Raw genomic sequence first — 21,758 nt, 5'->3', positions numbered from 1 at the left:
CAGTCCCGTCGACCGGGTTCGCGATCCAGCACGTCATCCAGCACGTCATCCAGCACGTCATCGTCCACGCGCAGGTCCTCGAACCCGCGCACGGCAGGTCGCCCGACCCGGCCGCCGCGACCGGCGGGCAGGACTTCCGGGAACTCCTCACGTCCCTCGCCCACGATCGACCTGGCGGCCGCACGCGCCGGTCGTCGCAGCAGTGGTTCCACCGCTCGTCCGCGCACCGGATCGAGCGCCGCTCCCCGTCCGCAGACCGGTGGCTCCGGCCGCTCCAGGCCGCGTCTTCCGGTCCAGCTCGGTCTGGGACACCCGCGTCGTCGCGCTCGCGCGTTGCTGGTCGCGTTCGCGATGATCTTCACCGTGTTCGCCGCTCAGTTGCTGCGGGTTCAGGGTCTCGACGCAGCCTCGGTGTCGCAGCAGGCTTTCTCCGAACGCGCCAATCGGGTGACGATTCCCGCCATGCGCGGCGAGGTGGTGGATGCCGACGGCATCACGCTGGCCAGGTCTGTCGAACGACGCAACATCACCGCCGACCCGTTGGCCGCTTCGACCTGGGTCAAGCGTGACCGGCAGCCTGACGGCAGCGTGAAGAAGACGAAGATGGGACTCAAGGGCGCCGCGGAGGCGATCGCGGCGATCGTCGGTGCCGATCCCGCAGCCCTCAGCTCCTCCTTGCAGCGTGCCGAGACGCAGAATCGGCGTTTCCTGTACCTGGTCAAGGACGTCTCGCCGCAGCAGTGGACGCAGGTCAGCGATCTGCGCATCCCCGGCATCTTCAGCGAACGAACGGTCAAGCGCGAGTACCCGCAGGGCACATCGGTCGCGCCGCTCATCGGGTGGGTGGGAGCCGACGGCAGCCCCGGCGGTGGCATCGAGGCGATGCAGAACCGCCGACTCAACGGCAAGCCGGGCACGCATGTGTACGAACGCGCGGCCGACGGCACCGTGATCGCGACCGCCGACAATTCCGACACGCCTGCCGTCGACGGCAAGCCGGTGCAACTCACGATCAACAACGACTTGCAGTGGACGGCGCAGAACCTCATCGCCGCACAGGTGAAGAGCACCAAGTCGCTGTCGGGTGAGGCTGTCGTGACCGACGTCAAGGGCAACATCGTCGCGGCCGCCAGTTATCCCAGCTTCGACAACAACCAGATCGCCTCGGCCAAGGGTTCACTGCTGTCGCGCCCCTTCGCCGACGCCTACGAGCCGGGTTCGACCAGCAAGGTGATCACGATGGCTGCTGCGCTCGAAGAAGGCAAGGTGACCCCGCAGTCGGTGTTCACCGTGCCCTACCAGTTGGAGCGTGCCGACCAGAAGTTCAAGGACTCCCATCCGCACCCCACAGAGAAGTACACGACGGCAGGGATCCTTGCCGACTCCTCCAACACCGGCACGATCCAGGTCGGGGAGAAGTTGTCGCCGCAGGTGCTGCGGGGCTACATGAACAAGTTCGGTCTCGGCGTTCCGACCGGAGTCCGATTCCCCGGAGAGAGTTCCGGGTATGTTCCGCCGGTCGACAAGTTGAAGGGTCCCACGCGGTACACCGTGATGTTCGGTCAGGGCGTCAGCGGTAACTCCATGCAGCAGGTCTCGGTGTTCCAGACGATCGCGAACGGCGGCGTCCGCGAGCCGCTCAAGCTGGTGAAGGGTGTCGGCGACGGGTCCGGTGGCTACACCGCTGCGCAGGACGACCGGGTCGCTGTTCAGGTCGTGTCGCCGAAGGTCGCCGGTGAAGTCAGCCGGATGCTGCAGTCCGTCGTCGGCGAGGGGGCACCGCGCCGAAGGCGGCGGTTCCGGGGTACAACGTCGCGGGCAAGACCGGTACCGCGGAGCGGTTCGACGAGAAGACCCGCCGCTACGCCGGTTACACGGCCTCGTTCATCGGGTTCGCGCCGGCGGAGAAGCCGCAGTACATCGTGTCGGTGACCCTGCAGCGTCCGCAGGCGGTGAGCATCTACGGCGGTGAGATCGCCGCCCCGGTGTTCTCCCAGTTGATGCAGGCGGCGCTGCGTCACGGTCACGTTCCACCCAGCAGTAGCAAGCCGACCCTGTACGACCTGAAGTACGTCCCACCGAAGAGCGAGAAGCAATGATCACAATGACCCTGCGCCAGATCACCGACGCGGTCGGCGGACGGTTGGAGCCGGCAGACGCAGGCGATGTCCGGGTCGATGGCGCGGTGATCTCCGACTCACGTCTGGCCGAACCGGGAAGCCTGTACGTCGCACGGGTCGGTGAGTTCGCTGATGGCCACGACTTCGCTTCTGCGGCAGCCGAATCGGGCGCAGTCGCGACACTGGGCAGTCGGGCGGTCGAGGGCATGCCGACGGTCGTCGTCGACGACGTGCAGACCGCGTTCGGCGTCCTCGCACGAGCCGTCGTCGACCGTGCCGATGACCTGCGGATCGTCGGCATCACCGGCAGCTCGGGCAAGACGTCCACCAAGGACCTTCTCGGTCAAGTGCTGTCACCGCTGGCGGAGTCGGTGGTCCCCGAGGGTTCGTTCAACTCCGAGATGGGGGTGCCGCTCACCGTGTGCCGCGTCAGCACGGGTACCCGCTACCTCGTCGCGGAGATGGGCGCCGACGGTGTGGGGCACATCGCCTACCTCACCCGGATCGCACCGCCGCAGGTCGGCATCGTGCTCAATGTCGGACGCGCCCACGTGGGGGAGTTCGGATCGGTGGAGGCGATCGCGCAGACCAAGGGTGAGCTCGTCGAGGCGCTCCCTGCAGACGGTCTGGCCGTCCTGAACGCCGACGACCCGCGCGTCGCCGCGATGAAGAGCCGCAGCATGGCCCCGGTCCTGCTGGTCGGTATTGGTGAGGACGCCGACCTGCGTGCCGTCGACATCGAACTCGACGACAAGTCGCGTGCCTCGTACACACTCGTCGGCGACGGTGAGCCGCGTCGAATCCGGTTGGGACTGTTCGGGGTTCACCACGTCGGCAACTCACTCGCGGTCTACGCGGCCGCCCGCCATCTGGGTGTGGACGCCGACCACATCGTGTCCGTGTTCGAGAACGCCGCCGCGGTCAGCCGCTGGCGGATGGAAGTGCATGAACTCGGCAACGGCGTCACGATCGTCAACGACGCCTACAACGCCAATCCCGACTCGATGGCTGCGGCCCTGCGCGCGCTGTCCACGATGACGTCCTGCGGTCGCAAGGTCGCGGTGCTGGGTCAGATGCTCGAACTCGGCGAATCATCGGCCGAAGAACACGCCGGCGTGGGACGCAAGGCGGCCGAGTTCGGCGTCGACCTGCTGATCACCGTCGGTGCCGGCGCGGACGCGATCGGCAGCGCCGCGCAGGCCGCAGGGGTGGAGTGCAAACACGTCGACGACGTCGACGCCGCGTTCCAGTTGCTCACCGGTACGTTGAAGCCGGGCGACATCGCCCTGCTGAAATCAAGCCGTGACTCCGGACTGCGCTACCTTGGCGATCGGCTCGTGGACACGGACGGAAAGGGTGCCAGGGCGTGAAGGCCATCTTGATCGGTGCGTTGATCGCACTCGCCACCGGCCTGGTCGGCACTCCGGCGTTCATCAAGTTCCTCGTCCGTAAGGGCTACGGACAGTTCATCCGTGACGACGGTCCCACGACGCACCACACCAAGCGCGGCACGCCCACGATGGGTGGCGCCGTCATCATCGTCGGTTGTGTGCTCGGGTACTTCCTGGCGCATCTGGTGTTGTGGACGGCGCCGTCCGTCTCCGGACTGCTGGTGATCTACCTGATCGTCGGCCTCGGCGCGGTCGGGTTCGCCGATGACTGGATCAAGATAAGCAACCAGCGTTCACTCGGGTTGCGGGCCTGGCAGAAGCTGGTCGCGCAGACCTTCGTCGGCGTCTCCTTCGCGCTGTTGGCCCTCAACTTCCCCGACACCGGCGGACGTACTCCGGCCAGTTACAAGGTGTCCTTCGTGCGCGACACCTGGTTCGACCTGGCGTTCGCCGGCACCGGCGTCGGCATGGTGCTGTTCGTGCTCTGGGCGAACCTCATCATCGCGGGCACCTCCAACGGCACCAACCTGACCGACGGTCTCGACGGACTGCTCACCGGCGCAAGCGTCATGGTGTTCGCCGCCTACGTGCTCATCTCGATCTGGCAGTTCAACCAGAACTGCGAAACGATCGGCAGCAACAAGTGTTACGACGTCCGCGACCCGCACGACCTCGCCCTGGTGGCGGCCTGCGTGATGGGTGCCTGCTTCGGATTCCTGTGGTGGAACGCCACCCCCGCGAAGATCTTCATGGGCGACACCGGCTCGCTCGCGCTCGGCGGGGCGCTGGCCGGTCTGGCGATCATGACCCGCACCGAACTGCTCGTCGTGATTCTCGCCGGGCTGTTCGTGCTGGAGACCCTGTCGGTGATCATCCAGGTCGGGTCGTTCAAGTCCCGCGGCAAACGCGTGTTCCGGATGGCGCCGTTGCATCACCACTTCGAGATGGTCGGATGGAACGAGGTCACGGTCGTGATCCGGTTCTGGATCATCGCCGGGCTCTGCGTGGCACTCGGACTCGGACTGTTCTACGCCGAATGGGTTGCCGGATGACCGGCGACCAGCTCTGGCCGGTCGACCCTTCGTACGAACCCCGCGGGGGCGAGCGTGACCTCACGCATCGCGACGCCGACTGGTCCGGCCTTGACATCGTCGTGATGGGCCTCGGCCTGTCGGGTTACGCCGCCGCCGATGCGCTGCTGGAACGCGGTGCGAAGGTCACGGTCCTGTCGACCGACGAGTCCGGGAACGTGCAGGAGCGCGCCAAGATCCTGGAGATCCTCGGTGCCGAGATCCGCTGGGGAAACGAGCATCAGCAACAGGTACCGGCAGGCACCGACCTGATCGTCACCTCGCCCGGCGTCCGACCGGATCACCCGTTCATGCGGTCCGCCGCAGCGGGCGGCGTCCCCGTCTGGGGGGAGGTCGAACTCGCCTGGCGGATGCGACCGCGACAGGGTGCGGCGCCATGGCTGACGATCACCGGTACCAACGGCAAGACCACCGCGGTGACCATGCTCGAACAGATCCTGCGCTCCGCCGGTCTACGGGCCACCGCGGCCGGCAATGTCGGGCTGCCGATCCTCGAAGCAGTTCTGCACCCGCAACCCTACGAGGTGCTCGCCGTCGAACTGTCGACCTTCCAGTTGCATTGGTCGCGCAGCATCTCCCCGTATGCATCCTGTCTGCTCAATGTCGCTCCCGACCACATCGACTGGCACGGGTCCTTCGAGGAGTACCGCAGGCAGAAAGGCCGCATCTTCGACCGCACCCAGGTCGCGTGCGTCTACAACGTCGACGACCCCACCACCGAGAAGCTCGTGGAGGACGCCGATGTCGTGGAGGGTTGCCGCGCCGTCGGATTCACCCTCAAGACGCCCCACCCCTCGATGCTGGGGGTCGTGGACGATGTGCTCGCTGACCGCGCCTTCGTCGAGGACCGAGCCCACCAGGCCGCCGAACTGTGTCAGCGCAAGGACCTCGGACGCGACGGCAACCCGCCGGCGCCGCACTACGTCTCGGACGCTCTCGCCGCAGCCGCCCTGGCGCGTGCGTATGGCGTTCGACCGCTGGCGGTGCGTGACGGACTACGCGCCTATCAGCCGCAGCCACACCGGATGGCGAACGTCCTGACCCGTGGTGACGTGCGCTTCGTCGACGACTCCAAGGCCACCAACCCGCCTGCCGCCGAGGCCGCGATGCGTGCCTTCGATTCGATCGTGTGGGTCGCCGGTGGTCAGCTCAAGGGAGCCGATGTCGATGCCCTTGTGGCCGACAACGCCTCTCGGCTGCGCGCTGCCGTGCTCATCGGCGCCGACCGGGAACTGATCGCGCAGGCAATCAGGCGACACGCACCGGATGTTCCGGTGGTCGTGCTCGATCGCACCGAGACTGAGGTCATGGACGAAGCTGTGCGCCGTGCTGCCGACCTGGCACACCCGGGCGACGTCGTCCTGCTCTCGCCGGCTGCGGCGTCGCTCGACATGTTCGCCTCGTACGGTGCCCGCGGCGAAGCCTTCGCCGCCGCTGCACGCACGCTGGCGAACACCGACTGAGCGATGACCGCTCACTCACCGGCTGGCACCGGGCGCGTCGACCTGCGTGCCACGCTGCAGCGGATGGAGTCGCCGACGGCCCCGTACTACCTGCTGCTCGGCGCGACCAGCGGACTGACCGTGCTCGGTCTGATCATGGTGCTGTCCGCCTCGAGCGTCACCTCCTATCAACAGTCCGGCTCCTCGTTCACCGTCTTCAAGAGCCAGGCGATGTTCGCGGTGATCGGTGTGATCGGCGCCGTGGTGGCCGCGCGGATGCCGATGAAGGTCTGGCGGCACCTGGGCTGGCCGACCTTCCTGCTCGCCATGGCGCTGCAACTCCTGGTGTTCAGCCCGTTGGGTGTCAGCGTCATGGGCAATACCAACTGGATCGAGGTCGCCGGTTTCCGGATGCAGCCGTCGGAGTTCGGCAAGATCTCTCTGGTGCTGTTGGCCGCAGGCGTACTGACGATGAAGCGCAAGCGGCTGGCGGAGTTCAAGCACGTGGTGATCCCGTTGATCTTCCCGTGCGGCCTGGGCTTCATGGCACTGGTGATGGGTGGTCACGACCTCGGCACGACCTTGGTGCTGGCGGCGATCCTCGGTTCGGTGCTCTTCGTCGCCGGAATCAAACTGCGGATCTTCGGCATCAGCCTCGCCGTCGCCGCTGCGACGGCCACCGTGTTGGTGTGGACCTCCGGCAACCGTATGGGCCGGATCAGCACCTGGCTCGGCGGCTGCTCCGAGGGTGCCCTCCAGGACGGCTGCTGGCAGCCGGTGCACGGCAAGTACGCCCTCGCCGACGGTGGCTGGTGGGGAGTTGGCCTGGGTGCCAGCCGAGAGAAGTGGGGTTGGATGGCCGAGGCCCACAACGACTTCATCTTCGCCATCCTCGGCGAGGAACTCGGCCTGCCCGGCACGTTGACCGTGCTGTGCCTCTACCTGGCCATCGGTTACGCCTGCTACCGCCTGATCTCAACCAGCAAAGACTTCTTCGTCCGCTTGGCGACCACCGGCGTGATGGCGTGGATCCTGGTGCAGGCAACGATCAACATGGCCTCCGTGCTGGGACTGCTGCCGGTCATCGGTGTGCCGTTGCCGCTGGTTTCATCCGGTGGCTCCCAGTTGGTCACCAGTCTGTTCGCGCTCGGCATGGTCATGTCGTTCGCTCGCAACGAACCCGAATGCAAGGCGGCACTCGCCCAACGTCCGAAGCTGGTAGGCCGCACCCGGGCGATCCTGCCCACCGGCCGACGCGGAAGATGATCCCATGACGATCGAACGAGTAGTCCTGGCCGGCGGTGGAACCGCCGGCCATGTGTCGCCCCTGCTGGCCACCGCGGACGCGCTGCGTGCCCGCCACCCACAGGTCGAGATTTCAGTGCTCGGCAGCGAAGGTGGGCTGGAAGAAGACCTCGTGCCCGCGCGCGGCTACGACCTGACCCTCATCCCGAAGGTCGCGTTCCCTCGTCGTCCGAACGGTGCTGCCGTCCGTTTCCCGGGTAGCTTCCACAAGGCCGTCAAGCGCACCCGCAATCTGCTCGACGAACGCGACGCCCAGGTGGTCATCGGTTTCGGCGGACACGTCAGCACGCCGGCCTATCTTGCTGCCCGCGGACGCAGGACGCCCTTCGTCATCCATGAGCAGAACGCCCGTCCGGGCTTGGCCAACAAGCTCGGTGCCCGGATGACGCCGTACGTCGCCACCACCTTCTCCAGCACGCCGTTGCCCGGCGCCGAGGTCATCGGACTGCCGCTGCGACGGGAGATCACCGAACTCGATCGCTCGGCACTGCGAGGTCAGGCTCGTGAGACGTTCGGGCTGGACGCCGAACGGCCGACACTGTTGGTCACCGGCGGATCGCTGGGTGCCCTCTCGTTGAACGAAGCCGTGTGGGGTGCGCGCGACGCGCTCGCCGAAGCCGGCGTCCAGGTTCTTCACCTCACGGGACGTGGCAAAGGCTTCGACGCCGCGGAGGCGAAGGCGCCGTACACCGTGCTCGAATATGCCGACCGGATGGACCTGTGTTACGCAGCCGCCGACCTGGTCGTCACCAGGTCCGGTGCGGGAATGGTCTGCGAGACGAGCGCGGTGGGACTGCCGTCGGTGTACGTCCCGTTGCCGATCGGCAACGGTGAGCAGAAGCTGAATGCCGCCGACACCGTCGCCGCCGGGGGAGCGCTGCTCATCGACAACGACGATTTCACCCGCTCGTGGGTCGAGAGCGAACTGGTCGGACTCGTCACGGACGCCGATCGGCTCTCGATCATGAGTGCGGCCATGCGGGAACAGCAGCACGCCGGCGCCGCGGACGCGTTGGTCGACCTCGCCGAGCGTTCGATCGCCGAGTCGGTGGAGGAGAACAGGTGAGCAACGGCGTCAACGAGCGATTCGACTTCAACGCGCCGCTCCCGGCACTCGAGAAGGTTCACCGCGTACATTTCATCGCCGTCGGCGGCTCGGGCATGTCCGGAGTCGCGCGGCTGATGCGTGCTCGCGGGTTGGAGGTCAGCGGCTCGGACAATGCCGAGGTGCCGGTGCTGGACAAACTCGCGGCCGAAGGAATCGGGATCACCATCGGCTACGAGGCCGCCACGGCTGCTGCGTTGCCCGACGGAACGCTGGTCGTGGTGTCGTCCGCGATCAAGGAGGACAACCCCGAACTGTCCGAGGTCCGTCGACGCGGCCTGCCGGTGTTGCACCGTTCGCAGGGTCTGGCGTTGGTGCTCGAGACTCGGTCCGCGTTGGCCGTCGCAGGGGCGAACGGCAAGACCAGCACGTCCGGTATCGCCACGGCAGCGCTGCGCGACCTCGGGCGTGACCCGTCGTTCGCGATCGGTGCCGAGGTTCTCGGTGTCGGAGCGAATTCAGGAGTCGGAGCAGGGCAGGAGTTCGTCGTCGAGGCCGATGAGAGCGACGGATCGTTCGTCGTCTACCACCCGCGCGTCGCGATCATCACCAGCGTCAAGGACGACCACCTCGACTTCTACGGCACCACTGAGCGGCTGGTCGAGGCGTACCGCGCCTTCGCCCTCACCACGGATCCGGACGGCCTCATCGTGTGCTGTGCAGACGATCCGGGCAGCGCGGATCTTGCTCGCTGGGCCCGGGACCACGGACGAACGGTGCTCACCTACGGCACGCAGGAGGGCGCGGACGTCCGGATCGAGAAGCTCGCGGAGCAGGGTTGGTCGGCCGGCTGCCTTCTGTGGGATACAGCGGGAAACGCGCATAACCTTCAACTCAACGTTCCGGGTTGTCACAACCTGGAGAACGCCGCCGGCGTGGTCGCTGCGTTGGTGTACGGGTTCGGTGTCGACCCGGTTGATGCGGTCGCTTCGGTGGCGGCGTTCCGGGGCACGTCGCGCCGGTGCGAACTCAAGGGTGAGGTCGGCGGCATCCGCGTCGTCGACGACTACGCCCACAACCAGGGAAAGCTCGCGGCGGCCGTGCGCACCGGTCGGCATCTGCGTGGCGACGGCCGGCTGATCGTCGTCTTCCAGCCGCACCTGTACAGCCGTACTCGCGACCAGGCGATCGGTATGGCCGAGGCGCTCGACGGTGCTGACGTCGTGCTGCTGATGAACATCTACGGGGCTCGCGAGCAGCCGGTCGAGGGTGTGACGAGTGATCTGATCGCCCAGGCCATGCGTCGTCCCTGTACCCGGACGCACTCGGCTCAGGAGACGGTCGACCTCGTCGTCACCACGGCGCGTCCGGGCGACCTCGTCCTCACGGTGGGTGCCGGCGACGTCACCGCCCTCGGACCGCAGATCCTGGAGCGCCTGGCCGAGTCAACGTCAAGTCGAACTTGACAGTCGCGGCGGGCCAGGAGAACGCGTAACATGCGGCGCAAGTACCTTGGGTTACCCGTGGCATGACGTCGCCCATCGACTGAAGACCATAGATCTCGACAGGAAGGCCAACGTTCGTGGCATCTCCGCAGAATTACCTCGCAGTCATCAAGGTCGTCGGCATCGGCGGCGGCGGGGTGAACGCCGTGAACCGGATGATCGAACAGGGGCTCAAGGGCGTCGAGTTCATCGCGATCAACACCGACGCGCAGGCATTGCTCATGTGCGACGCCGACGTGAAGCTCGAGGTCGGTCGTGAGCTGACCCGTGGGCTCGGCGCGGGCGCCGACCCCGAGGTCGGTCGCAAGGCCGCCGAGGACCACCAGGAAGAGATCGAAGAGGTCCTCAAGGGTGCCGACATGGTCTTCGTGACCGCAGGCGAAGGTGGTGGCACCGGTACCGGTGGTGCACCGGTCGTCGCGAAGATCGCCAAGAACCTCGGCGCGCTCACCATCGGTGTGGTCACCCGCCCGTTCACCTTCGAAGGACGCCGCCGAGCGGGTCAGGCCGATCTCGGCATCAACGCGCTGCGTGACGAGGTCGACACCCTCATCGTCATCCCGAACGACCGACTGCTGTCGATCAGCGACCGCAACGTATCGATGCTCGACGCCTTCCGCAGCGCCGACCAGGTGTTGCTGTCCGGTGTCCAGGGCATCACCGACCTGATCACGACCCCGGGTCTGATCAACCTCGACTTCGCCGACGTGAAGTCGGTCATGCAGGGCGCGGGCTCCGCGCTCATGGGAATCGGTTCGGCCCGCGGCGAGGACCGTGCGGTCCAGGCCGCCGAGTTCGCGATCTCCAGCCCGCTGCTCGAAGCCAGCATCGACGGCGCGCAGGGCGTGCTGCTGTCGGTCCAGGGTGGTAGCGACCTGGGTCTGTTCGAGATCAACGAGGCGGCACGCCTGGTGCAGGAAGCCGCTCACCCGGAGGCCAACATCATCTTCGGTGCGGTCATCGACGACGCCCTCGGCGACGAGGTGCGCGTCACCGTCATCGCGGCCGGCTTCGACGGTGGTGCTCCTCAGAAGCGCACCGACGACCGTGCGCTCGGTCAGATCCAGGGTTCGCCGCAGCGGCAGGCTCCGGGACAGGTGAGCCAGCAGGGCGGGCAGCAGAACGCGCAGCAGAACGCGCAGCAGTCGGGCCAGCAGTCGGGCCAGCAGTCGGGCCAGCAGGGTGGTCAGCGGGTGCAGTCGCCGGCCGAGGCGGCCGGCGCGATCCCGGCGGGCCAGCAGTCCGGCGGCGCGCAGCAGGGCGGGCAGCGTCCCCAGCTCGGCCAGGGTGGCCAGCAGGGTCCGCAGGGCGGAGCCAACTCGGGCCAGCAGCGTGACGGTCAGCAGTCGGGTCAGCAGTCGGGTCAGCAGGGTGGAGGGCAGGGCCCGGATGGTCAGGGTCGCCAGCAGCCCGGTCACGTCCAGCAGTCCTCTACCTCGCGCCCGCCGCGTGAGGTGACGTTCGACGACGGTGACGACGACCTGGACGTTCCCGACTTCCTGAAGTGATCACCGCCATTGTTCTGGTGGCGTGAACGACGCGAGGTCGGCGACTGGTTCGTCGACCTCGCGTTCACTGATGTCGCCGGCGGCGTGAGCACCGGCGGATGGAGTTCGCTGAACCTCGCAGGACACGTCGGTGACGACGCGGACGCCGTGGCGACCAATCGCGCTCGAGCGGCCGACGCCCTCGAGCTACCGGCGTCCGCCCTGAACTTCATGGCGCAGGTTCACGGCGCGGATGTTGCGGTGCTGCCGTGCGACCCCGCGCCGAGCGCAGACGCCCAGATCGGGGCCGACTTCGACCAAGCGCTCGTCGTGCTCGTGGCCGACTGCACCCCGGTGTTGCTGTACGCCACCGATCGCCCGCTTGTCGCGGCGGTGCACGCCGGGCGGCCGGGCATGGTTGCGGGAGTCGTCCCGAACACCGTGCAGAAGATGCGTTCGCTCGGCGCCGCCGACCTGCGCGCCGTCGTCGGACCGTCGGTGTGCGGGCGTTGCTACGAAGTGCCGGACGAGATGAGAAGCGTTGCAGCGCAGCAGTTCCCGGCGAGTCATGCGGTGAGTTGGTCGGGCACCGCCGCGATCGATGTCGCCGGCGGCGTGGTCTCGCAGTTGCACGATCTGGGGGTGCCCCTCGACTGGGTGCCAGGGTGCACCCGTGAGGAGCAGAATCTGTTCTCCCACCGCCGTGACCACGGAGCCGGCCGCTTTGCCGGCGTGGTCGCGCTGCGCAGGAACGCCGCATGAGCCGCTCGGCGGAACTCCGCGACAACCTGACGACGGTGCAGCGGCGCATCGCCGGTGCCGCACGGTCGGTCGGTCGCGACCCGGGCGAGGTGGACCTCGTCGTCATCACCAAGTACTTCCCGGTCGACGACGTCCGTCGATTGATCGATCTGGGCGTTCAGCACATCGGTGAGAACAAGGATCAGGAGGCCTCGCAGAAGCTGGCCGACCTGCCGGCTGCGGAACGTGAAGGCGTGCGCGTCCATTTCGTCGGGCAGTTGCAGTCGAACAAGGCCGGCCACGTGTCGGCGTATGCCGACGTCGTCCAGTCGGTCGACCGCGCGAAGATCGTGAACGCGCTGGCCAAGGGCGCAGCCCGCCACGAACGCGATGTGGACGTCATGTTGCAGGTCGACCTCGATGGCACCGACCCCGGACGCGGGGGAGTCCTGGCCGACGATCTGCTCGATCTGGCGCAGTCGGTCGCCGATGCCGACCGCCTGACCCTGCGTGGGGTCATGGCCGTCGCGCCCCGCGGCGGCGACGCCGGAGATGCATTTGCCCGGCTCGCTGAACTCGCCGGCGCGGTGCAGGCGGTGCACCCGGGGGCAGACTGCATCTCCGCGGGTATGAGCGGTGACCTCGAAGCCGCGATCGAGCACGGCGCGACACACGTCCGGGTCGGCAGCGCGATTCTCGGGCCACGCCCGAGCCTCTGACCTGCCCGGCCGGGGCCTGCGCCGGGCGCATGCGAAGTCGTGTCCGCGTGTCGCAGTAGGTAATCCACGGCATCGGTGCGCCGCGCCGGTAGCGTCAGCCGCGACCACACCGGACGACCCAGCGGCTCACCGCTTCAAGGAGCATCTGATGGCAGGCGCACTGCGCAAGACCATGGCGTACCTCGGACTCGCCGAGGAAGACCGTCGCTACAAGGACGAATACGACGAGTACGGCCACGAATACCACGACGGCTACGACGACTACTCCGACTCGGGTTTCGACGTCGAGCACGAGCCCGAGGTCGAGGCGCAGCCTGCTGCGGTCACTCCTTTGCGTAAGAACATCGCTGCGGTCGCGGCGCACCCCAAGGCAGGCGACATGAGCCGTATCAACGCGATCCACCCGCGCACCTACAACGAGGCGAAGGAGATCGGCGAAAGCTTCCGCAACGGAATCCCGGTCATCATGAACCTCTCCGACATGGACGACACCGACGCCAAGCGCTTGGTCGACTTCGCCGCCGGTCTGGTCTTCGGTCTGCACGGCACCATCGAGCGCGTGACGGCGAAGGTCTTCCTGCTGTCGCCGTCGGGCGTCGAGGTGGCCACCACGGGCAGCGACGCCAAGGCCTCGCGCGGTCTGTTCAACCAGAGCTGAGATGATGATGCGGCGGGCCTTGTCCGGGGCTCGCCGCAATCGTCTGGAGTGGTAAGTGGAACAGCTGAGATCCGTACTCGCGACGATTCTGTACCTGTACTTCATCGTCCTGCTGGCTCGGCTGGTGTTCGACTGGATCCAGGTCTTCGCCCGTGAGTGGCGTCCCAAGGGCCCGGTGCTGGTGGTCGCCGAGGGCGTCTACACCCTGACCGACCCGCCGCTCAAGGCGTTGCGCAAGGTCATTCCGCCGCTGCGTCTGGGGCAGGTGCGGCTCGACCTCGCGTTCCTGGTCCTCATGCTGAGTGTGAGTTTGCTGCTCGGTGTCATAAGCTGACCGGCGACGTAATTTCGATCGTCGGTTCGTCGTGCCGTCCCGCGTGCGCACGTATCGACCTGATGGGCCCCAAGAGGTGACCACATGGCGTTGACGCCTGAGGACGTAGTCAAGAAGGAATTCACCAAGCCGAAGGGCTTCGGTAAGAGCGGCTATGACGAGATTCAGGTGGACGACTTCCTCGACGAGATCGTCGTCGAGTTGCGCCGGCTGAACGCCGAGAACGAAGACCTCGCAGCCCAATTGGCCGACTGCCGTCGTTCCTCCGGTCGCCCGGCGAATCTCGGTAAGAGCGATTCCGCGACGTCGGTCCCGGCCGCGTCCACCGATTCGCCGACGCAGGCGACCCCGGTCGTCACCCCGGCCTCATCCGCTCCTTCGCAGGACTCGCAGGCAGCGGCGGCGAAGGTCGCCGGCGCCGAGCGTGAGCTCAAGGATGTCGAGGGCCGTCTGAAGACCGCCCGGGAACAGCTCGCCGAGGCGCAGCGCGACACCCAGGCCGAGCAGAAGAAGCTGCAGGAGTTGCGGGCACAGGTCACGCAGGCCGAGCAGGAGCTGAAGGACGCCAAGGACCGCGCCGCTCAGGCGCCTGCCGCCGCTGCCGCACCGCAGCAGCCCGACGGTGGCGCTCACGGTTTCGCCGGTGGCGCAGCGGGTGGAGCCGCCGGCGTCATCGCGCTGGCCCAGAAGCTGCACGACGAGCACGTGCGCGAGGGCGAGACCACGCGCGACAAGCTCATCAGCGACGCCAAGAACCACCACGACAAGGTGGTCGGCGAGGCCAACGCCAAGCGCGATGACCTGATCAAGACCGGTCAGCGCAAGTACGACGAGTTCATCTCCACCGGTCAGGCCAAGCACGACGAACTGGTCTCCGCGGGTCAGGCCAAGCACGACGACCTGATCAAGACCGGCCAGGCACGCCATGACGAACTGATCAACACCGGTCAGACCCGTCACGACGACCTGATCAAGACCGCGACCGACGAGCGCACTTCAGTGCTGACCGATCTCGGTTCACAGCGCGACGGTCTGAACGCGAAGATTGAATCGCTGCGCGGGTTCGAGAGCGACTACCGCAGCAAGCTGCGCGGCTACATCGAGGGTCAGCTCGACCAGCTCAAGACCGTCGGCCTCGACGACGTCAAGGGCGACAAACAGGGCTGATTGGTCCTCCGTCCGTCGACGGGCAGCCACTCCACGTCGGAGTGGCTGCCTGTTTGCGTTCAGTACCAGCCGGATTCGCTCAATGTTCTGGCGTTTCGGCCCCAAACCTGCGAGTGATTCGCATATTCTCGGGCAATCCGTCGGTGTGGCGGATGTCTCGGTCGCCGGTGGGTGACCCACTCACGAAAGGCCGGCATGACGGCGTCAGACAAGCAGCAGGGTTCACGCGTCGGGTCGCTCCTTCGCAGTGCGGGCGGAGTCGTCGGGCGCGCGGCGGGGGTCGGTCGCGGTCGTGCGGCCTCGAACGGCACCGAGGAAGCACCGACCAAGAAGGCTGTCCCCGCGGCGAAGAAGACCACTGCCAAGAAGTCGGCCGCGAAGACGGCTCCGGCAAAGAGCGCTGCCAAGAATTCGGCTCCTGCCAAGAAGGCGACCACGGCACAGACCACCGCGAAGAAGACGACGGCGGCCGGGTCCGCCGCGTCGGCAGCGAAAAGCACGACCAAGGCTGCACCGGCGAAAGCAGCTGCGAAGAGCACCGCCAAGAAGACCGCTGCGAAGACGACCACCGCCAAGAAGACCACCGCCAAGAAGACCACTGTGAAGAAGGCACCCGCAAAGACCTCGGCGAGCGCGGCCAAGAAGGCGACGAAGAGCGCCCCGGCGAAGGCTGCAGCACACAAGGCGTCGTCCACGACGGCGGCAACCACCGAGGCAGCTGCCAAGACGACGCCCGCCAAGAAGGCGACGGCGAAGGCCGCGACCACCGAGAAGGCTGCGCCGACGAAGGCCACCGCGGCCAAGAGCGCGCCGACGAAGAAGGCCGCGTCCAAGGCTCCGGTCAAGACCGCCATCGAGGCACAGGCCGCGCCGGTGCCGGTGCCCCCGGCGAAGAAGAGCTCCGCGAAGGCGGCTGCCGATCTCGTCGTCCGCGAGGACGAATCGCCGTGGACCGCAGACGAGATCGCCGACGTGCGCAAGGAACTCACCGACGAGATCAACCACTTCGAGCACGAGCTGAAGTCGATCGAAGCCGACATCGCCGGTCTCCTCGACCACGGCAATGTAGGGGCGGGTGACGACCAGGCCGACGTCGGCAGCAAAGCCCTCGAGCGGGAGTACGAGTACTCGCTCGCCCAGACCAACCGTGCGTCGATGGAGCAGGCGGCGCGCGCGCTGGCCCGCACCGATGACGGCACCTACGGTCAGTGCGAAAGCTGCGGCAAGCCGATCGGCAAGCTTCGGCTGCAGGCCTTCCCGCGTGCGACACTGTGCCTGCAATGCAAACAGAAGCAGGAACGCCGCTGAGTCCATCCGTCCGTAGATCCCGCGTGACCCGTCGAGGGTCCGTCGGCCTGCTCGCAGTGGTCGCTGCGACCGGGTTCGCCCTCGACCAGGGCACCAAGGAGTGGGCCCTGGCGGCCCTCGAACCCGGGCAGCCACGAGAGTTGATCGGGACGCTGCTGCAGCTGCGGCTGACGTTCAACCCGGGCGCGGCGTTCTCCATCGGCACGAACGCGACCTGGGTGTTGACGATCATCGCGTGCGTCGTCATCGCGTTCACCATCTACTCGGCACGCAAGCTGCGCAGTCGGGTCTGGGCGCTCGGTCTGGGTCTGCTGATCGGCGGGGCGCTCGGCAACCTGACCGACCGTTTCTTCCGTGAGCCCGGCTTCGGCAAAGGGCATGTCGTCGACTTCCTCGAACTGCCGAACTGGCCGATCTTCAATGTCGCCGACATCTGCGTCGTCACCGCCGCCTGTCTGATCGCGTTGCTGTCGATCCGCGGCATCGGTCTCGACGGCACCAAAGTGACCGAGGATGCGCCGGCCCACAGCAGGCAGGTGTCCGACGATGAGTGAACTCAAAGCGCTGTCGATTCCCGAAGGTCTCGAAGGCGAACGCGTCGACGCCGCAATGGCTCGGATGCTCGGTCTTTCCCGGACCCGTGCGGTCGAACTGGTCACCTCAGGTGCGGTGACCCTCGACCATCGTCCGGTCGCCAAGTCCGACCGTGTGAGTGCCGGTCAGTGGCTCGAAGTCGACATCCCCGCGCAGGTCGACCGCACCCCGCAGGTCAAGCCCCAGAAGATCGACAACCTGCGCATCATCCACGACGACAGCGAAATCGTCGTCGTCGACAAGCCGGCGGGTGTCGCCGCACACCCGAGTGTCGGTTGGGACGGTCCGGACGTCGTGAGCGGACTGGCCGGGGCCGGTTACCGCATCTCCACCTCGGGTGCTCCGGAGCGGCAGGGCATCGTCCAGCGCCTCGACGTCGGCACGTCCGGTCTGATGGTCGTCGCCAAGTCGGAGCGGGCCTACACGGTGCTCAAGCAGGCGTTTCGCGACCGGACCGTCGACAAGACGTATCACGCTCTCGTGCAAGGACTTCCGGACCCTGTCGTCGGTACGATCGAGGCTCCGATCGGTCGCCACCCCAATCACGACTACAAGTTTGCGGTGATGCAGTCGGGTCGCGAGAGCGTGACCCACTATGAACTGCTCGAGGCCTTCCGATCGATGTCGCTGCTCGAAATCCACCTGGAGACCGGCCGCACCCATCAGATCCGGGTGCACTTCTCCGCGCTGCACCACCCCTGCGTCGGCGATCCGCTCTACGGGTCCGACCCCACCGTGGCCAAGAAGCTCGGCCTCGACCGCCAGTGGTTGCACGCGGTGAAGCTCGGCTTCGAGCACCCGGGTTCAGGGGAGTGGGTGACTTTCGAGAGTCCGTACCCTGCGGACCTGCAGCACGCGCTCGAGGTTGCTCGTGGCTGACCTCGGACGCCGAGCGTCACGTGCGACCGCATCCAACGAACGCCTGTCGTAGAAGATTTCACGACTGCTCTGCGTCGTGGCATTCATCTCTGCCGTCCTCGTCGGTGGCTTCGGGGTCATGCAGTTCGCCCTCGGACAACCGGTTTCGGACCTGCTGACCCTCGCCGGCTCGCTACTGGTCGGGTGCTTGTTCCTGTCATTCGTCGCCGTCGTTCACCGCGCCATTGCTGAGCACATCGAAGAGGACCGCTCCTGACCGGGGGACATAACACACGCCTCATTCGTCCCACCGTGCGCGCTGAGGAGGCGGCTGTCGCAGGTCGGACTTAGACTCGTCGCGATGTCCAGCCAGAGCCACACCCGCAGCGATTTCGTCCACCTCCACGTGCACACCGAGTACTCGATGCTCGACGGTGCTGCGCAGGTGAAACCGCTGCTGGCGGAGGTCGATCGCCTCGGCATGCCGGCCGTCGCCATGAGCGATCACGGCAACATGTTCGGCGCCTACGACTTCCAGGGCGCGGCCAAGGATTTCCCCGACGTGAAGCCGATCATCGGCATCGAGGCGTATGTCGCGCCGTCCGACCGGCGCAACCGCAAGCAGGAGTTCTGGGCCACCAGCGGTCAGCGCGACAACAACGTCGACGGCGAGGGTGGCAAGGACATCTCCGGTGGCGGTCGTTACCTGCACATGACGATGTGGGCCAAGAACGCGACGGGTCTGCGCAACCTGTTCGCGCTGAGCTCGCTGGCCAGCTTCGAGGGTTTCTACGGCAAGCCGCGCATGGACAACGAGATCATGGCGGCGCGCTCCGAGGGCATCATCGCCACCACCGGCTGCCCCTCCGGCGCGGTTCAGACCCGGCTTCGCTTGGGGCAGTTCGAGGAGGCCTGTGCGGCGGCGGCCGAACTGCAGGACATCTTCGGCAAGGAGAACTTCTACCTCGAGCTGATGGACCACGGCGTCGACATCGAGCGCCAGGTCCGCGAGAACCTGTTGCGGGTCGCCAAGCGTCTCGACCTGCCGCTGCTGGCCACCAACGACTCCCACTACGTCACCGAAGACCAGGCCGACAGCCACGACGACCTGCTGTGTGTCGGCGTCGGCCGCAACAAGGATGACCCCAGCCGGTTCAAGTTCAACGGGTCGGGTTACTACATCAAGTCGGCCGACGAGATGCGTGAACTGTTCCGGGAGTTGCCGCAGGCGTGCGACAACACGTTGCGCATCGCCGAACAGATCGAGAGCTACGAAGACGTCTTCAAGAACATCGACCGGATGCCGCAGTTCCCCGACGTCCCCGCCGAGCAGACCCAGTCGCAGTACCTGCGCGAACAGATCAAGATCGGCGTCACCGAGCGGTACGGCGACCAGGTGCCCGACGGCGTCTGGGAGCGCATCGAGACCGAGATGTCGGTCATCGAGCCGATGGGCTTCAGCTCCTACTTCCTCGTGGTCGCCGACATCTGCAAGTACGCACGGGACAACGGCATCCCGCTCGGCCCGGGTCGTGGTTCTGCCGCCGGTTCGCTGGTCGCCTACCTGACCCGCATCATCGAGCTCGACCCGCTCGAACACGGCCTGCTGTTCGAGCGGTTCCTCAACCCCGAGCGCATCAGCCCACCCGACGTCGACCTCGACTTCGACGACCGTCAGCGCGACAAGATGGTTCGCTACGTCACTGAGAAGTACGGCGCCGCCTACACAGCGCAGGTCAACACCTTCTCCACCATCAAGGCCAAGGCCGCCATCAAGGACGCGAACCGAATCCTCGGTTTCCCGTTCAGCCTCGGCGACCAGATCTCCAAGGCGATGCCGCCCGACGTCCAGGGCAAGGGCGTTCCGCTGGCCTCGACCTACGACAAGGACCACCCGCGCTACAACGAGGGCGTCGACTTCCGGTCGATGATCGAGGCCCAGCCGGAGGTGAAGAAGATCTTCGAGACCGCGCGCGGCCTCGAGGGCAAGATCCGTGGCACCGGTGTGCACGCGGCCGCCGTCATCCTGTCGTCCGAGCCGTTGCTCGACCTGATCCCGATGCATCGCCGCGACAAGGACGGCACGATCATCACCGGGTTCTCCTACCCTCAGTGCGAGGACATGGGCCTGGTCAAGATGGACTTCCTGGGTCTGCGCAACCTCGGCATCATCGACCAGGCGCTGAAGAACATCGAGGCCAACCGTGGCGAGCAGATCAGCACCGAGACGATCCCGCTGGACGACCCGAAGACCTACGAGCTGCTCGGTCGTGGTGACACGCTCGGTGTGTTCCAGCTCGACGGCGGCGGGATGCGGACGCTGCTGCGGCAGATGGCGCCGACCGGGTTCGAGGACATCACCGCTGTGCTCGCGCTGTACCGGCCGGGACCGATGGCAGCGAACGCGCACACCGATTACGCCGACCGCAAGAACGGTCGCAAGCCGATCGCCGCGATCCACCCCGAGCTGAAGGACGCGCTCGACCCGATCCTGGGTGAGACCTACCACCTGCTCATCTACCAGGAGCAGATCATGGCGATCGCCCGGGAGCTGGCCGGGTACACCCTCGGTGGTGCAGACCTGTTGCGTCGTGCCATGGGTAAGAAGAAGCCCGAGGTGCTGGCGAAGGAGTGGGACAACTTCTCCGCCGGAATGACCGCCAACGGCTACTCCAAGGAAGCCACCCAGGCGTTGTGGGACGTCATGCTCCCGTTCGCGGGCTACGCCTTCAACAAGTCGCACGCCGCCGGGTACGCACTCGTGTCCTGCTGGACCGCCTACCTGAAGGCGAACTACCCGGCCGAGTACGCCGCGGCGCTGCTGACGTCCGTCGAGGACTCCAAGGACAAGATGGCGATCTACCTCGCCGACACGCGCAAGCTCGGCATCAAGGTGTTGCCGCCCGATGTCAACGAGTCGATCGACGACTTCACCGCTGTCGGCGAGGACATCCGTTTCGGTCTGGCCGCTGTACGCAATGTCGGCGGCAACGTCGTCGACGGCATCGTGCAGGCGCGGCAGGAGAAGGGACGCTTCACCTCCTTCGAGGACTTCCTGCGCAAGGTGCCGGCGGTGGTGTGCAACAAACGCACCATCGAATCCCTCATCAAGGCAGGGGCTTTCGACGACCTGCAGCACAAGCGCCAAGGTCTGGTGCACGTGCACGAGACGTATGTCGACTCGCTGGTGGAGGAGAAGCGCAACGAGGCCCACGGCCAGGACAGCCTGTTCGGCGGCTTCGGGGACGACGACGCGGTCACCTTCGCGGCGCTGCCGCCGATCCCCGACATCGAGTGGGACAAGCAGACACTGCTGGCGTTCGAGCGCGACATGCTCGGCCTCTACGTGTCCGACCACCCGCTCTTCGGAATCGAACACCTGCTCGCCCAGCACGCCGACACCCCGATCTCGCGGCTGCTCGGCGAAGACCCGCCCAAGGATCGTTCCCAGGTGACGATCGCCGGACTCGTCACCAGCCTCACCCTGAAGCGCAACAAGAAGGGTGAGTTGTGGGCCATCGCCGAGGTCGAGGACCTCGAGGGTTCGGTCGAGGTGTTGTTCTTCGCCAAGACGTACATGACGGTCTCGACCATGCTCAACACCGACACCGTGTGTGTGATCCGGGCGCAGGTGATGTCGCGCGACGACTCGATCAGTCTCAACGCCCAGGAGATGACCATCCCCGAACTCAAGGGCGACCTGCGCGGGCCCATCGTGCTGACTATGCCGCTCGCCCGGGCCAACAACGGTCTGGCGCTGAAGCTCAAGGGCGTGCTGGCCGAACACCCGGGCGGCACCGAGGTGCACATCCGCCTCGTCCAGCCCGGACGTCAGGTCACGGTGAAACTCGACGAGAAGCTGAAGGTCGCGGCGTCGCCCGCACTCTTCGGCGATCTGAAGGCGCTGCTCGGCCCGACCTGCCTGACAGCCTGAGACAGCAACCGAAAGTCCGCAGAACCCGCGAGGTGACCCGCGAGTTCTGCGGACTTTCG

General features: G+C 66.6%; 18 protein-coding genes and 1 pseudogene. All 19 read left to right on the top strand.

All coding sequences use genetic code 11. From position 1 onward, the window contains the following. Positions 1 to 351 precede the first annotated feature (351 nt). The 19 genes and pseudogenes from MF407_RS08660 to dnaE all read left to right on the top strand — a co-directional run bounded on the left by MF407_RS08660 (position 352) and on the right by dnaE (position 21,699). Positions 352 to 1,932, top strand: a complete 1,581-nt coding sequence (locus MF407_RS08660; RefSeq protein ID WP_345770884.1) for a penicillin-binding protein 2 — start codon at positions 352 to 354, stop codon at positions 1,930 to 1,932. Continuing rightward, a pseudogene (locus MF407_RS08655) lies at positions 1,824 to 2,099 on the top strand (penicillin-binding transpeptidase domain-containing protein); the annotation flags it as partial. The gene MF407_RS08660 and the pseudogene MF407_RS08655, both read left to right, overlap by 109 nt. Then, on the top strand, positions 2,096 to 3,490 hold the full coding sequence (gene murF / locus MF407_RS08650) for a UDP-N-acetylmuramoyl-tripeptide--D-alanyl-D-alanine ligase (RefSeq protein WP_239702035.1): 1,395 nt from the start codon (positions 2,096 to 2,098) through the stop codon (positions 3,488 to 3,490). The pseudogene MF407_RS08655 and the gene murF, both read left to right, overlap by 4 nt. Then, positions 3,487 to 4,563 (top strand): phospho-N-acetylmuramoyl-pentapeptide-transferase, encoded by a 1,077-nt coding sequence (mraY, locus tag MF407_RS08645; RefSeq protein ID WP_129624075.1) that lies wholly within the window; start codon positions 3,487 to 3,489, stop codon positions 4,561 to 4,563. The genes murF and mraY overlap by 4 nt, the downstream gene beginning before the upstream one ends. Next, positions 4,560 to 6,065: a UDP-N-acetylmuramoyl-L-alanine--D-glutamate ligase gene (gene murD, locus MF407_RS08640; protein ID WP_239702034.1), complete on the top strand. Its 1,506-nt coding sequence runs from the start codon at positions 4,560 to 4,562 to the stop codon at positions 6,063 to 6,065. Before mraY ends, murD begins: the two co-directional genes overlap by 4 nt. A 3-nt stretch (positions 6,066 to 6,068) precedes the next feature. Continuing rightward, on the top strand, positions 6,069 to 7,310 hold the full coding sequence (ftsW, locus tag MF407_RS08635) for a putative lipid II flippase FtsW (RefSeq protein WP_129624073.1): 1,242 nt from the start codon (positions 6,069 to 6,071) through the stop codon (positions 7,308 to 7,310). A 4-nt stretch (positions 7,311 to 7,314) separates the two neighbouring features. Continuing rightward, positions 7,315 to 8,415, top strand: coding sequence for an undecaprenyldiphospho-muramoylpentapeptide beta-N-acetylglucosaminyltransferase (gene murG, locus MF407_RS08630; protein WP_129624072.1), 1,101 nt, complete (start codon positions 7,315 to 7,317; stop codon positions 8,413 to 8,415). Next, a complete protein-coding gene (gene murC / locus MF407_RS08625; protein ID WP_129624071.1) occupies positions 8,412 to 9,860 on the top strand; it encodes a UDP-N-acetylmuramate--L-alanine ligase in 1,449 nt (482 codons plus the stop codon). Before murG ends, murC begins: the two co-directional genes overlap by 4 nt. Positions 9,861 to 9,976: 116 nt before the next feature. Next, positions 9,977 to 11,407, top strand: a complete 1,431-nt coding sequence (ftsZ, locus tag MF407_RS08620) for a cell division protein FtsZ (RefSeq protein WP_239702033.1) — start codon at positions 9,977 to 9,979, stop codon at positions 11,405 to 11,407. Positions 11,408 to 11,416: 9 nt separating this feature from the next. Beyond that, complete coding sequence (gene pgeF / locus MF407_RS08615) at positions 11,417 to 12,148, top strand: peptidoglycan editing factor PgeF (RefSeq protein ID WP_239702032.1); 732 nt, start codon at positions 11,417 to 11,419, stop codon at positions 12,146 to 12,148. Continuing rightward, positions 12,145 to 12,846: a YggS family pyridoxal phosphate-dependent enzyme gene (locus MF407_RS08610; protein WP_129624068.1), complete on the top strand. Its 702-nt coding sequence runs from the start codon at positions 12,145 to 12,147 to the stop codon at positions 12,844 to 12,846. The genes pgeF and MF407_RS08610 overlap by 4 nt, the downstream gene beginning before the upstream one ends. 148 nt (positions 12,847 to 12,994) lie before the next feature. Beyond that, positions 12,995 to 13,504, top strand: a complete 510-nt coding sequence (locus tag MF407_RS08605) for a cell division protein SepF (RefSeq protein ID WP_239702031.1) — start codon at positions 12,995 to 12,997, stop codon at positions 13,502 to 13,504. 55 nt (positions 13,505 to 13,559) lie between these two features. Further along, positions 13,560 to 13,838, top strand: a complete 279-nt coding sequence (locus MF407_RS08600) for a YggT family protein (protein WP_129624066.1) — start codon at positions 13,560 to 13,562, stop codon at positions 13,836 to 13,838. 84 nt (positions 13,839 to 13,922) lie between these two features. Further along, positions 13,923 to 15,005: a DivIVA domain-containing protein gene (locus MF407_RS08595; RefSeq protein ID WP_239702030.1), complete on the top strand. Its 1,083-nt coding sequence runs from the start codon at positions 13,923 to 13,925 to the stop codon at positions 15,003 to 15,005. A gap of 195 nt (positions 15,006 to 15,200) precedes the next feature. Then, a complete protein-coding gene (locus MF407_RS08590; RefSeq protein WP_239702029.1) occupies positions 15,201 to 16,313 on the top strand; it encodes a TraR/DksA C4-type zinc finger protein in 1,113 nt (370 codons plus the stop codon). 23 nt (positions 16,314 to 16,336) lie between these two features. Further along, complete coding sequence (gene lspA / locus MF407_RS08585) at positions 16,337 to 16,867, top strand: signal peptidase II (protein ID WP_239702028.1); 531 nt, start codon at positions 16,337 to 16,339, stop codon at positions 16,865 to 16,867. Further along, complete coding sequence (locus MF407_RS08580; RefSeq protein WP_205744622.1) at positions 16,860 to 17,786, top strand: RluA family pseudouridine synthase; 927 nt, start codon at positions 16,860 to 16,862, stop codon at positions 17,784 to 17,786. The genes lspA and MF407_RS08580 overlap by 8 nt, the downstream gene beginning before the upstream one ends. 76 nt (positions 17,787 to 17,862) lie before the next feature. Beyond that, positions 17,863 to 18,042, top strand: coding sequence for a hypothetical protein (locus MF407_RS08575; RefSeq protein WP_239702027.1), 180 nt, complete (start codon positions 17,863 to 17,865; stop codon positions 18,040 to 18,042). A gap of 84 nt (positions 18,043 to 18,126) precedes the next feature. Beyond that, complete coding sequence (dnaE, locus tag MF407_RS08570; RefSeq protein WP_239702026.1) at positions 18,127 to 21,699, top strand: DNA polymerase III subunit alpha; 3,573 nt, start codon at positions 18,127 to 18,129, stop codon at positions 21,697 to 21,699. The last annotated feature ends 59 nt before the right edge of the window (positions 21,700 to 21,758 follow it).

Source organism: Yimella sp. NH-Cas1 (assembly GCF_022359705.1).
Lineage (GTDB): Bacteria > Actinomycetota > Actinomycetes > Actinomycetales > Dermatophilaceae > Yimella > Yimella lutea.
This window is presented reverse-complemented; position numbering and strand designations above follow the sequence as displayed.